The 12,643-nt window shown below is 52.5% G+C and carries 16 protein-coding genes; all 16 read right to left on the reverse strand.

The window, feature by feature from the left end; translation table 11 throughout:
• Positions 1–15 precede the first annotated feature (15 nt).
• Genes KNP80_RS03480 through KNP80_RS03555 form a run of 16 tightly spaced genes read right to left on the reverse strand, consistent with a single transcriptional unit; the run spans position 16 to position 12,639 of the window.
• Positions 16–855 carry a MinD/ParA family protein gene (locus tag KNP80_RS03480; protein WP_214833653.1) on the reverse strand — a complete coding sequence of 280 codons (840 nt, stop codon included), beginning with the start codon at positions 853–855 and terminating at the stop codon, positions 16–18.
• Positions 834–1,913, reverse strand: a complete 1,080-nt coding sequence (locus KNP80_RS03485; protein ID WP_214833656.1) for a flagellar biosynthesis protein FlhF — start codon at positions 1,911–1,913, stop codon at positions 834–836. The genes KNP80_RS03480 and KNP80_RS03485 overlap by 22 nt, the downstream gene beginning before the upstream one ends.
• Positions 1,914–3,932: a flagellar biosynthesis protein FlhA gene (gene flhA, locus KNP80_RS03490; RefSeq protein WP_214833659.1), complete on the reverse strand. Its 2,019-nt coding sequence runs from the start codon at positions 3,930–3,932 to the stop codon at positions 1,914–1,916.
• 13 nt (positions 3,933–3,945) lie between these two features.
• Positions 3,946–5,037: a flagellar biosynthesis protein FlhB gene (gene flhB / locus KNP80_RS03495; protein WP_214833662.1), complete on the reverse strand. Its 1,092-nt coding sequence runs from the start codon at positions 5,035–5,037 to the stop codon at positions 3,946–3,948.
• Positions 5,034–5,804, reverse strand: a complete 771-nt coding sequence (gene fliR, locus KNP80_RS03500; RefSeq protein ID WP_021067135.1) for a flagellar biosynthetic protein FliR — start codon at positions 5,802–5,804, stop codon at positions 5,034–5,036. The genes flhB and fliR overlap by 4 nt, the downstream gene beginning before the upstream one ends.
• Complete coding sequence (fliQ, locus tag KNP80_RS03505; protein WP_214833665.1) at positions 5,801–6,073, reverse strand: flagellar biosynthesis protein FliQ; 273 nt, start codon at positions 6,071–6,073, stop codon at positions 5,801–5,803. Before fliQ ends, fliR begins: the two co-directional genes overlap by 4 nt.
• A gap of 11 nt (positions 6,074–6,084) precedes the next feature.
• The gene (fliP, locus tag KNP80_RS03510; RefSeq protein WP_214832311.1) at positions 6,085–6,750 is read right to left on the reverse strand and encodes a flagellar type III secretion system pore protein FliP; all 666 of its coding nucleotides are present in this window, start codon (positions 6,748–6,750) and stop codon (positions 6,085–6,087) included.
• Positions 6,747–7,241 (reverse strand): flagellar biosynthetic protein FliO, encoded by a 495-nt coding sequence (locus tag KNP80_RS03515; RefSeq protein ID WP_021067132.1) that lies wholly within the window; start codon positions 7,239–7,241, stop codon positions 6,747–6,749. Before KNP80_RS03515 ends, fliP begins: the two co-directional genes overlap by 4 nt.
• Positions 7,238–7,603 carry a response regulator gene (locus KNP80_RS03520; RefSeq protein ID WP_021067131.1) on the reverse strand — a complete coding sequence of 122 codons (366 nt, stop codon included), beginning with the start codon at positions 7,601–7,603 and terminating at the stop codon, positions 7,238–7,240. Before KNP80_RS03520 ends, KNP80_RS03515 begins: the two co-directional genes overlap by 4 nt.
• Positions 7,604–7,615: 12 nt before the next feature.
• Positions 7,616–8,731: a flagellar motor switch phosphatase FliY gene (fliY, locus tag KNP80_RS03525; RefSeq protein WP_214833670.1), complete on the reverse strand. Its 1,116-nt coding sequence runs from the start codon at positions 8,729–8,731 to the stop codon at positions 7,616–7,618.
• Positions 8,728–9,717 carry a flagellar motor switch protein FliM gene (fliM, locus tag KNP80_RS03530; RefSeq protein ID WP_214833673.1) on the reverse strand — a complete coding sequence of 330 codons (990 nt, stop codon included), beginning with the start codon at positions 9,715–9,717 and terminating at the stop codon, positions 8,728–8,730. Before fliM ends, fliY begins: the two co-directional genes overlap by 4 nt.
• Before the next feature lie 9 nt (positions 9,718–9,726).
• Positions 9,727–10,176: a flagellar basal body-associated FliL family protein gene (locus tag KNP80_RS03535; RefSeq protein WP_021067128.1), complete on the reverse strand. Its 450-nt coding sequence runs from the start codon at positions 10,174–10,176 to the stop codon at positions 9,727–9,729.
• Entirely contained in the window at positions 10,169–10,387 is a 219-nt protein-coding gene (locus KNP80_RS03540) for a flagellar FlbD family protein (protein WP_214752225.1), read from the reverse strand. Before KNP80_RS03540 ends, KNP80_RS03535 begins: the two co-directional genes overlap by 8 nt.
• On the reverse strand, positions 10,387–11,178 hold the full coding sequence (gene flgG, locus KNP80_RS03545; protein WP_214832314.1) for a flagellar basal body rod protein FlgG: 792 nt from the start codon (positions 11,176–11,178) through the stop codon (positions 10,387–10,389). Before flgG ends, KNP80_RS03540 begins: the two co-directional genes overlap by 1 nt.
• An 11-nt stretch (positions 11,179–11,189) precedes the next feature.
• The gene (locus KNP80_RS03550) at positions 11,190–11,621 is read right to left on the reverse strand and encodes a flagellar hook capping FlgD N-terminal domain-containing protein (RefSeq protein ID WP_214833676.1); all 432 of its coding nucleotides are present in this window, start codon (positions 11,619–11,621) and stop codon (positions 11,190–11,192) included.
• The gene (locus tag KNP80_RS03555) at positions 11,593–12,639 is read right to left on the reverse strand and encodes a flagellar hook-length control protein FliK (protein ID WP_251132319.1); all 1,047 of its coding nucleotides are present in this window, start codon (positions 12,637–12,639) and stop codon (positions 11,593–11,595) included. The genes KNP80_RS03550 and KNP80_RS03555 overlap by 29 nt, the downstream gene beginning before the upstream one ends.
• Between the last annotated feature and the right edge of the window lie 4 nt (positions 12,640–12,643).

Here is a 12,643-nt window from a genome sequence, read left to right on the forward strand (position 1 = left end):
AATGCCTCCCTGTCGTTAGACTCGGTTCCACTGACGTTTCAAGTTCCCCATCAAGCGATCCATAAAATGACGCGGTTTCGGCGGTGTCCCGGTCAATGTCGTTAAAATCCGCTCTAACCGCCAACTGATATCACTTTTTCGGTCCAAATGGTAAAACGGGACTTGGGCGATGACCGCTCGTCTGACCGTGGCGTCATCTGGTAAATACCCGAGGAATCGAATCGATTTCTTTAAAAACTGCTCACACGCAACTTCCATTCGTTCAAAACATTGCAGCGCTTCCTCACCCGATTGGGCCCGATTGACGATGACGCCGAGCGGTAAGTCTGGGCTTTGTCGATGCACCAGCTTCGTATAGGCGTACCCATCCATGAGCGAGGTCGGTTCAGGCGTCAAGATGAGAAACATCTCATCGCATCCTTCAATGAATTGAAGTGATGTGTCGGTCGCCCCGGCCCCCATGTCGAACAGGACATAATCGTATTCAGTGAGCACTTCGAGTTCACGCATAAAAAATTGCATATCGGCATGTGAGAATTGGACTAGTTCATCAAGTCCACTCCCCCCATGTAATATATCGACACCATGCACACCTTTCTGAACCGAGGCGGCCAGCGGAATTCGGGCTTTGACCGAATCCATCATCGTCCGTGATCTCGAGGCGTTCAACAAGATATGCACGTTCGCCATCCCGATGTCGAGATCGACGATCAAGACACGTTTCCCGAGCTCGACGAGACCGATGGCCGTATTGACGCAGACGTTCGTTTTACCGACCCCGCCTTTCCCGCTCGCAAAAGCGATTGTCGTCGGTGCGGTCTCCGTTTTCGCCCTCAGACGTCTTGCTTGGTCCATTGGGTCCACCCTTCTTTCTCAAGTAAACGATCCGTCAATCGGTCCGGCTCTCCGGGGACAAGGTCGTCCGGCACTTCTTGTCCGTCCGTCAGCCAAGCGACCGGCAGCCCACTTTCGCGAACCATCCGATACATCGCATGGATGTCGCTCGTCTCGTCCGCTTTCGTGAAGATCAGCGACCCGAGCGGCAACGGCTCGAACTGACGATATATCATTTCCATGTCCCGCATCTTTGACGTCAAGCTGAGGACGAGCGAGAGACTCGTCTCCGAAAAGTCATGATGCCGCTCGAACTGCTCAACATACGCCTCGTCGCGGAAGTTGCGGCCAGCCGTATCAATCAAAATGATGTCTTTTCGAGCGAACAGCTGCTTCGCCCGCTTGAAATCATCAAAATCGTAGGCGACCTCGACCGGGATGTCTAGAATCTCGGCGTACGTCTTCAACTGCTCGATGGCAGCGATTCGATACGTATCCGTCGTGATGAGGCCGACCGAGAGTCCATGCTCGAGCTTATAGTGGGCGGCTAGTTTCGCGAGCGTCGTCGTCTTGCCGACACCGGTCGGACCGACGAGCATCATGTACCGCTTCGGTTCCGGTACAGGCAAGAAAGAATTTTGGATTTGATCGCGGACGTAACGTTCGACGGCGTCGACCGATTTTGTCGTGTAATACAGTTCCTGAATCGCTTCGTCCCACGCTTCACCTTGAAACGATTCGGACGCGAGCAGCGCTTCAACGTGTGCGAGTGGTGCCGGCAACCGTCTCGCTCCCGAGATTTCAGGCGCAGCATACGCGACGTTCCGTGGCTGCGGTTGATGTCTTGGTGCCGGTTCAGGTTTCGTTGCCGCGACCGGCTTCGCAACCGTACGTGGTTTGACGGCAAGTGGTGCTTTCTCGAGCGCGGCGATGACCTCGACGTGTTGTGAGGCGAACAAGCCGAGCCACCCTTTCTTCACTTGGCGCGAATTCAAGATGACGGCGTCGTCGCCAAATTCTTGTTTGACTTTCGCCATCGCTTCCGCCATCGTCTTGCCTGTATATTTTTTGATTTGCACTTAAATCACCCCAATACTTTTCACTTCAATCGAGCTGAGCAGTTCGTTGTAGGCGAGGACCGGCACATCCGGATAATACCGTTCGAGCAATTGTCTCACGAATAGGCGGATTGTCGGCGAACAGAGAATGACGGCAGATGCCCCGTAGCGTTCGAACATCGACAGCTGCTCGCCCGAGCGTTCGATGATCTCGCGGGCTTGTTCCGGGTCGAGCGCCAAATAGTTGCCGAACTCCGTCTTTTGAACGGCGTCTTGAATCAGCTGTTCGGTCTGGCCGCCGAGCGTGACCACGTAGAGTGGTCCGTCGGGCGGACTGACTTGGTCCGTCAATTGACGCGACAGACCTTGCCGGCAATATTCGCCGAGGATATCCGCGTCTTTCGTTACTTTGCCATAGTCGGCCATCGTCTCGAACAAGAGCGGTAAATTGCGAATCGAGACGTGTTCTTTCAACAGATGACGGAGCACTTTTTGAATGTCGCCAATCGACAGGACGGATGGTGTCACGTCTTCGACGAGCACCGGATGTGTCTCTTTCAAATGCTCGACGAGCTGTTTCGTCTCTTCACGGCCGAGCAGGTCGGCAGCGTGTTTCTTGAGCGTCTCCGTCAAATGTGTCGCCACGACGGATGGCGGATCGACGACGGTATACCCGCTCATCTCTGCGCGGGTGCGCGTCTCTTCATCGATCCATAGCGCCGGGAGACCGAACGCCGGCTCCGTCGTTTCAATCCCATATACTTCCGGATCTTCAATCCCAGGACTCATTGCCAAGTAATGATCGAGCAAGAGTTCGCCTTCAGCGACGACGTTGCCTTTCACTTTGATGCGATATGCGTTCGGTGACAGTTGCAGATGATCACGAATCCGTACCGTCGGCAAGATGAACCCGAGTTCGAGTGCGAGCTGACGACGGATCATGACGACCCGGTCGAGCAAATCGCCTCCTTGCGATTCATCGGCGAGCGGAATGAGTCCGTAGCCGAATTCGAACTCGATGGCATCAATCTGTAACAGCGAGACGACCGTCTCGGTCGGTGCCGACGGTTCTTCTTCCGGTAAAGGTGTGTCGACGACCCGTTTCAAATTGCGACGCATCGTATAGGCGCCGTAGAACGTGGCGCCGGCAATGAGAAGCGTCACCGGCAGCAGACTCGGCGAGATAATCCCGAGCATGATGACGATGGAGCCGGCGATATAGAGCAGTGTCGGGTTTTGACTGAGCTGATCGACGACGTCCTCGCCGAGGTTTCCATCTGAGACGGCACGCGTAACGATAATCCCGGTCGCCGTCGAGATGAGGAGCGCTGGAATTTGCCCGACGAGTCCGTCTCCGATTGTCATGAGTGAGAACTTCTGGAACGCCTCACCAACCGGCAGGCCCATGTCCACGACGCCGATGATAATCCCGAAAATCAAGTTGATGGCGACGATGATAATCCCGGCGATGGCATCCCCTTTGACAAATTTCGAGGCCCCATCCATCGATCCATAAAAGTCGGCTTCACTTTGAATCTTTTTCCGGCGGATTTGCGCGTCTTTATCATCAATCAATCCCGAGTTTAAATCGGCATCGATGGCCATCTGTTTACCCGGCATGGCATCGAGGGTGAAACGCGCCGACACTTCGGATACGCGTTCGGCCCCTTTCGTGATGACGACGAACTGGATAATGACGAGGATGAGGAAGACGACGAATCCGACGAGCACTTTCCCGCCGACGACGAAGTTTCCGAATGTGGCGATGACTTCTCCGCCGTATCCGGTCGATAAAATCGAACGTGTCGTCGACACGTTCAATCCGAGCCGGAACAACGTCACGATCAGCAAGAGTGACGGGAAGACCGAGAAGTCGAGTGCTTCACGCGCATTCATCGCGACGAGCAAAATCAGCAACGCAATCAGTATGTTAACAATGATTAAAAAATCTAATATGAACCCCGGTAACGGGATGACGAGCATGACGACGATCATGAGAACGCCAATCAATACCGCCAAATCTTTAGCTTTTACAGCCAATACATACTCCTCCTCAAGACGGTTGTTTCAATTGATAGACGAATGCGAGCACTTCGGCAATCGCCTGATAAAACGACTCGTCAACGACTTCCCCGATATCCATTTGGGCGTACAGCGCCCGGGCCAACGGTTTGTTTTCGACAATCGGGATATCATGTTCTTTGGCCACGTCCCGGATATTGAAGGCGACGCGATCGACCCCTTTGGCGACGACGAGCGGCGCGAAGTCTTTCGTGTCGTCGTACCGGATGACGACGGCATAATGGGTCGGGTTGGTGATGACGACGTCCGCGTTCGGAATTTCTTGCATCATGCGGCGCATCGCCATCTCCCGTTGTTGTTGTTTGATTTTCGATTTGATGAGCGGGTCACCCTCACTATTCTTATACTCGTCTTTGATATCTTGCTTCGACATGCGAATCGATTTCTCAAAATCGAATCGTTGATAGAAGAAGTCGAGCAACGCGAGCGCGAGTAAGGCCACACTCACCCATAGTCCGAGTTCGATCGTGATATGGGCGAGCGCGATGACCGATTCACGGATATGTTCGACCGCCATGCGGGACAGCTCTTTTTGATTCTGCCAGAGCACGGCGACGGCAGTCGTCAGGATAATCAATAATTTGAATAAGGACTTTAAAAATTCGACGACCGCTTTCATACTGATAATCCGTTTGACCCCTTTAATCGGATCGATTCGTTCGAGTTTCGGTTGAATCGCTTCCGCCGAGAACAACGTCCCGATTTGAAGATAGTTGATTAAAATCCCGAAAATGACGGCGACCGCGAAGAACGGGCCCACAATCAGTCCGACGCGAAGCAACAGGTCGGTGAGCATGCCGGACAATCCGTTTGACAGATCGAACAACAAGTAGCTCGGACCGAGCAAATCCTTCGTCACACTGAACAGCTGTTTGCCGAGATACGGTCCTAAGAACGATAACATGAGAAACATCGCTAACAAGGCGAAGGCACCAGTCAAATCGGCCGACTTGGCCACTTGACCTTTCTTGCGCGAGTCCTCTCGTTTACGTGGTGTTGCTTTTTCGGTTTTTTCTCCTGCAAAAAATTGAAGATCGACCGATAAGGTATATAGAGGCTTCATGAGGCGTCTCCTAGCACAGTCATAAAATCACGTAACACTTCTTGTAGAATCGGGATGAATTGGCTGATGCCGTTCAAGGTCAAGCCCATCATAACGACCATGACCGAAAATCCCGCAATCAGCTTGAATGAAAATCCGATTGCAAAAATATTGAACTGCGGCGCCGATTTCGCCAAGAACCCGAGCGCCATGTCGACGAGCAAGAGCGACGCCATGAGCGGAAAGGCAAGTTGCAGGGCGACCATCATCGTCATCGTGACGACCTTGACGGCCATCATGAGTGACGCTTCGCTAAAGTCGATGATCGGCTGACCCGGCGGATAAATTTGAAAGCTATAATAGATGCCATCAATCAGCAACAGATGTAAGTTGCTCGACAGCATGATAAACAACGTAAAAATATAATAGAATCGACCAATCAGCGGCGACTGCCCTCCGAACATCGGGTCATAGGCCGATGCCATCGCGAGTCCAAGCTGTAAATCGATGACGCCACCCGCAATCTGGGGCGCGAAGAATAAAATGTTAATCAAAATACCGAGTACCAACCCAATCAATACTTCGTACAATACCTGCAAAATATAGGCTTGGCCGAGATCGAGCGGCTCTGTCACCGTGAACATCGCATAGTACGCTAAAAAGGCACTGAACGCGACGCGGTGCATGACCGGCAGTTGCCGGGATGAAAATAACGGGACGCTCACGAAGAAGCCGGAAAGACGGGCGAACGTCAATCCATAGAGACTGATGAAATCGACCGCGTTCATTTCGAGGCGACCTCGACTATCAGTTCAAAAATCAAACGGGTGAACCCTTCAATCTGTTGCAGCATCCAAGGTCCAAAGACGACAAGCCCGATAAAGACCGAGACGATCTTTGGGACGAACGATAGCGTCTGCTCTTGAATTTGTGTCGTCGCCTGTAAAATCGAAATGACGAGACCGACGACGAGCGAAATCAATAAGAGCGGCATCGAGATTTTCAATAACGTCCACACACTCTCCGTCGCCAAATAAATGACCATTTCCTGCGTCATATTCGTTCCTCCTACATACTTCTAAGCAAGGACTCCACAATCAAGTGCCATCCATCCACCAACACAAACAGTAACAATTTGAACGGTAATGCGATCATGACCGGCGGAAGCATCATCATCCCCATTGACATGAGGACACTCGCCACGACCATATCGATAATCAAAAATGGCAAGAAAATCATGAACCCGATTTGGAACGCCGTTTTCAACTCGCTAATCGCATAGGCCGGGACCATCGCGAGCAGTGGGACATCTTCGACCGACTCAGGTTGCTCATAGTTCCCATACTTAATGAATAATTGCAAATCCTCTTGGCGCGTATATTGGGCCATGAACCGCTTCATCGTATTTCCCGCCTCTTCGAACGCCTCGTCTTGACTGATTTCGTCGTTCATATATGGCGACAACGCTTGATCATTCAACTCAGAAAGTACAGGCGACATGACGAACAATGTGATGAACAGGGCGAGCCCGATAATCAACTGGTTCGGCGGCGTCTGCTGTGTTCCGAGTGCCGGGCGGATGAACGAAAGCACGACGACGACCCGTGTAAAACAAGTCATCAAGATTAAAAACGATGGCGCGAGCGTGAGCAAGGTGAGCACGACCAACAATTTGATCGAGGTCGATGTACTGTCTGGCGTCTCCAAGTTGATTAATTGTTCAATCGTCGTCATCGTTTCTTCCTCACTTCTTCAATCTGGGCCAACTGTTGTTTAAACGTGTCGAGGAAAGCCGACGAGTTCGACTGGTTCAAGGTCGGGGCATCGAGTGCCGCCTCGTCCATCGCTTCGGCATCAATCCGGTCGAGCAATTGAATTGAGTCGCCGACACCGAGCACGTACACTTGTTCACCGAGCTTGACGAGTTGCACCGAACGGTCTTTGCCGAGCGGGACACCACCGAGATGGGTCAAATGCTGAGCCGATTTCACGCCTTGTGTCCGTGCATTCAACCATCGCACGAGGACGAGGAACCCGCCGATGACGACGACCAGGCTCAAGATGAGCTTGATGGCCGTGCCGACCGATGAGACGGCCGATGTGACCGGTTCCTCTTTCGTGTCTGGTTGTTGCTGTTCGAACTGTTGGTCGACGGTGGCGGCCTCGACCGTGGCCGGGACGAATAACCCAGCCACGAGAAGGATAATCAACCACCACTTGTTCATTGTGCGACCGTTTTTGAGACTGCCTCGACGACGCGTTCAGCGTTGAACGGTTTGACGATAAAGTCTTTTGCTCCTGCTTGAATCGCATCGATAACCATTGCTTGTTGTCCCATCGCCGAACACATAATTACTTTCGCGTTCGAATCGAACCCGCGGATTTCTTTCAAAGCTGCCAAGCCGTCCATTTCTGGCATCGTGATGTCGAGCGTGACGAGATCGGGCATGAGCTCACGATATTTCGCGACTGCATCGACACCGTTCTCCGCTTCTCCGACGACTTCAAATCCATTCTTTGTCAAGATATCCTTAATCATCATGCGCATGAACGCCGCATCATCTACCACTAAAATTTTTGCACTCATTGTTCTTCCTCCTTAAACGATGCCAATCCGCTCGTGCGGTTGGATAATTTCTGTTACACGGACGCCGAAGTTCTCTTCGATGACGACGACTTCGCCGCGGGCGATCCGTTGTTGGTTCACATAAATATCGACCGGCTCACCGGCCAACTTATCGAGTTCGATAATCGAACCTTGTGACAGCTCGAGCACTTCTCGGACCGAACGTTTCGTCCGTCCGAGTTCGACCGTCACGTTGAGCGGAACGTCATACAACAATCCCAGATTCGCTGGAATCGAGTCGTTCGTCGCTGGTGCGTGGAGCGGCATGAACTCGGCTTGGCTGACCGCGACTTCCGGTACCGACTTCGCTGCCGGACGAACCGGTTGTTGGGCGGCGGGAGCCGGTGCCTTCGGCGCTTCCTGTTTCGGTGCGGCCGGGGCAGCTGCCGGAGCTGGTGCGACAGGTGCTGGCGATGTGGCGGCCATCAGTTCGTTGACGAGTTGTTTCCCGAACTGGACCGGGGCAATTTGAACGATTTTCGAATCGATTAACGTACCGACCTTCAAGTTGAATTCGATTAAGACCATCGTCTCCCAAAGCTCGAGGCGGTCGATAATCGTCTGGTTCTTCGTCGCATCGAACACTTCGATGAGCGGTGGTGAAATATCAATCTTTTTCGAGAATACGGTCGACAATGATGTCGCTGCCGCACCCATCATTTGGTTCATCGCTTCTTGGACGGCCGACAGGCGAATCTCATCGAGTCCTTCCGGGTCGACTCCAATCCCGGTCCCACCGAGCATCAAGTCGGAGATGATAGCTGCGTCTTCGCGTGTCAATACGAGCACGTTCTCGCCTTTCAAGCCTTCAGTATAGCCGACCCGAAGCGCGACGTGAGGCGTCGGATAACGCTCACGGAGCGCATCAATCGTGACTTCACTGACGATTGGTGTCGTGATTTCTACTTTTTGTTGCAATAACGTCGATAGCGCCGTCGCTGAGTTGCCGAACGAGATATTTCCAATTTCCCCTAAAGCGTCGCTCTCCATCGAGTCAAGATGCTCTTCAGGCTTCTCCTCCGGTTTTGACGACTCGCTCGTCCCGCGCAATAACGCGTCTATTTCATCTTGTGACAACATCTCACTCATTGCTCTTCCTCCTTCACCCGGTGGAGCACTTGGACCGCCATCCGCTTCCCGCTCACACCGACTTGCCCTCTGAACACTTTATTTTCCCCTACCATGATCGATAACGGGTCTTTCACCAATTGATCGAGCGTCAAACAATCCCCGACCTCTAATTGCAACAAGTCACCGAACGTAATCGTCGACTCCCCGAGCAGGGACACGACCTCGACCGACGAGTTCATCAACTGGGCTTTGAGCGGTTCTTTGCTATTCCCGCTCGCATTGCGGCGATTGGCCTCTTGCATCCAGTAATGACTCGACAGTTTTGATAACACTGGCTCGATTGTCACGAACGGCAAGCAGACGTTGATCGTTCCACTCACTTCGCCGATGGTGACACCAATCGAGACGAGAACGACGGTCTCGTTTGGTGACACGAGTTGAAGGAACTGGGGATTGACCTCGACGGCTGTCATTTCCGCCTTGATTTCGGCAATCGATTCCCAGGCATCTCCGTATCCTGAAAACGCTCGTTTATATAATTGCGTCAAGATGCGCATCTCGATTTCCGTGAAACTCTCGACTTTTTCAATCTCGACCCCGGGACCGCCGAGTAGGCGGTCGAGCATCGCGTACGAGATGTTCGGATTCACCTCGATGATGAAGCGGCCATTAAGTGGGGGCGCTTCAATCAAGTTGATCATCGTCATGCTCGGAATGGAATGAATGAATTCGTCATACGGAAGCTGCTCGACCGAGTTGACCGTGAACTGGACGTATGTCCGGAGCTGGGCCGAGAAGAACGTGGTCAGCATCCGTGTGAAATGCTCATGAATCCGGGTCAAGCTTCGGATTTGGTCTTTCGAGAATCGGACCGCCCGTTTAAAGTCATACTGCCGGACTTTCCGCTCTTCTTCCTGGGCCAAAAAGGAGTCGGCTTCGACGTCGCCACTGCTTAACGCCGATAGCAAGGCATCAATTTCTTGTTGAGATAAGACTTCTCCCATGATGCCACCTCACTGTATGATTTTCTTCGTCATATAGACTCGTTGGACCTCACCTGACTCCAACAGCCCGTTTAATTGTTTACGGAGCGACTGCTCAAATTTCTGCATGTCTTCTTTCGTCGTGAGCTTCGCTTTCGTCATACCGGCCAAGTCGCCGAGGATGACGTTATGCACTTGGAACTTTCGAAGTTCGAGATCTTCTTTCGTCTCCGCGGCATCGGTCACGATCGTGAACTGGACGTTAATGAAACGCTCATCTTGGATGTTCGTCGTCATATCGTCCGTCGTGAAGCTACGTTCGGCCAACTCTTCGGCGGTGACGGGTTTCGTCTTCGCCGTCACGTTGTCACCAAACAAGTATTTATAAGTCATGAATCCTGCCCCGCCCATGACGAGCAGGACGACTAACAGGATGAGCACCATCTTCATGGCGCCGCCTTTTTGTTTTTCTTCACTCATCTTCTTCACCTCGTATGCCTATCGTTCCAACCAAACCGATCGAGGCATAAAACGCCGTCGTCCGGTCGATGATTTGTTGTTTCGTCTCGCTGACGATATACGTCTTTCCGTTATACAAGTGAATGATCGTGTCGGGCTCGGCTTTGACCGTCTCGATGAACAAGGCGTTTAGCACAAGTTCTTCACCCCGGAGCGTTGTGACGTGAATCATTAGCGTTTCAAGTTGACGAGTTCTTGGAGAATCTCGTCCGATGTTGTAATGATTCGTGTGTTCGCTTGGAAACCACGTTGGGCGACAATCATTTCTGTGAACTCTTCAGACAAATCGACGTTCGACATCTCGAGTGCACCCGAGACGAGCTCGCCACGTCCATCTTGTCCAGCAACACCGACTTGCGGCAATCCCGAGTTTTGCGATTGAATGAAGTTGTTCGCGCCGACTTTTGACAATCCGGCGTTGTTGGCGAACGTGACGACTTGGATTTGACCGACGACTGTCGAAGCCCCGGCGTTATCGACGTAGCTGACTTGTCCGTCTTTACCGATTGAGAGCGACTTCGCCCCAGCCGGGATATTGATGCGCCCGCCACCGATTGATTGGACATAAGCCCCATCCCCGTTCACAAGGTCGCCTGCGTTGTCCGTGTAGAAGTTACCGGCCCGCGTGTATTGCGTCTGCCCGTTTACGTCCAAGGCGAAGAATCCTTCACCTGAGATTCCGACGTCAAGCGCTCGACCAGAGTTTTGCATGGCGCCTTGGTTATAGACATTATCAACGGTTGCCATCGTGCCCCCAAGACCGACTTCTTTCGGGTTGACCCCGCCACTCAAACCGTTCGCCGCCGTCGCACTGCCGACCTGTTGGCTGACGAGGTCTTTAAACGTGACGCGCCCTTTTTTATAACCGAACGTGTTGACGTTGGCGATGTTGTTCCCGACGACATCAAGCTTCGATTGGAAGTTCTTTAACCCACTGATTCCTGAGTACATTGCTCTTAACATGATGAATCCTCCTATGCTGATTTGATGGAAGTGATGTTGTACACGTTGACGGACGTTCCGTCTTCAAGGTCGGCCACATAGCCGGCCTCGGTCTTCGAGATTGAAACAACACGTCCCGAGCCTTTAATCGTCTCGGTTTCTGTTTCATTTGTATAAGCGACCGTTTGTCCGATCATATTGCTGAATTCTGAAATCGAGGCCATTTGTCGGTCGACGAGCACCGAGTCGAGTTGTTTCGAGATTGTCTGCATTTGTTCGAGAGAAGAGAACTGAGCCATCTGGGAAATGAACTCACGGTCTTCCATCGGTGACATCGGGTCTTGGTTCGCGAGCTGGGCGAGCAATAGTTTCAAGAACATACTTTGATCGTATTGGTTCGTCGCTTTCGGCATCGATTGATCCGGGAGCGTGTAATCATTCGTCTTCGGCTGGATGGTCGTCATCGTCAGGGTCTCCTTTCGGTTGTTCATGCTGTTCTGGTTCATGTTGGTCGAACTCATTGAAGCTCGAGTTTTTCGTCTCTAGCGCTTGTTGGGTCAAGTTGACCTCGACGCGGACGTTCGGGTTCGCAGGCTGGAGCGTTTGTTGCAACTGACCTAGTTGCGATTGCAATAACTGTTTCGCTTCTTGGTTGCTCGCAAACAGCTTGACGACGAGTTCCCCGTTTTGCCGTTCGAGTTTGACGACAAGTTCCCCTAACTGTTCCGGATACAGGCGGACCGTGAACACTTTCGACCCATCGGCCCCACTCTTGAAGGGGGCCCGTTGCAAGGCCGCTTCGATCCGAGCCTGCATGTTCTCAGGCAGTGAGCCTTTCGAGGCGTACATCACCATCTCAGAGTCGATGCTTGGTTTGGACCACGTCATACTTTTCGGCATCCAGTCGGTGTCTTTGATCGACTGTGGTACCTGTACGGGTTGCGTTTCAGTTTGCATTACATCGGGTATAGATTTTGGGGTCTGTCCGAGCGTCCCTTTAAACTGCGCAACGACTTGCTGGATAATGCGCACGTTCTCCTCTACTTGATCGACCGGTACCGTTTGGACTAGTGTGTCCGTCTCTTTCTTCGTGAGCGTGAACGAGAGCGTCGGCGCTGCCGTTTGACTCGTTAGCAGGGCAGGGATTGCGTCCGGGGCCTTGGCCATTGCAGGTTCCGGGGCGACTTGATTCAAAATCCCGATATAGGCATCCATGAACTTTCGATACGCATCGGCCGGCAACGACTTTAACCATTGCAGGCTATCCGGCTGTTGAAGCCACTGCTCTAACCGATTCGATACGTTCTCGAGCGGGAGCGATGCTTCGTCTTCCGGAACAGCCATAGCTTCAGGCGACGCGGTCGGCGTCGTTCCGAGCATGGCCGAGAGCAATTCTAAAAACTGTCCGGTCGGGGTCGCACTCGCGTCCCCGCCTTTTTGTGGTGCCCCTTGCATCGATTGGGCCAGTAAGGCGATATTCATCATC

It is taken from the genome of Exiguobacterium sp. E4787 (assembly GCF_018618375.1).
GTDB lineage: Bacteria > Bacillota > Bacilli > Exiguobacteriales > Exiguobacteriaceae > Exiguobacterium > Exiguobacterium chiriqhucha.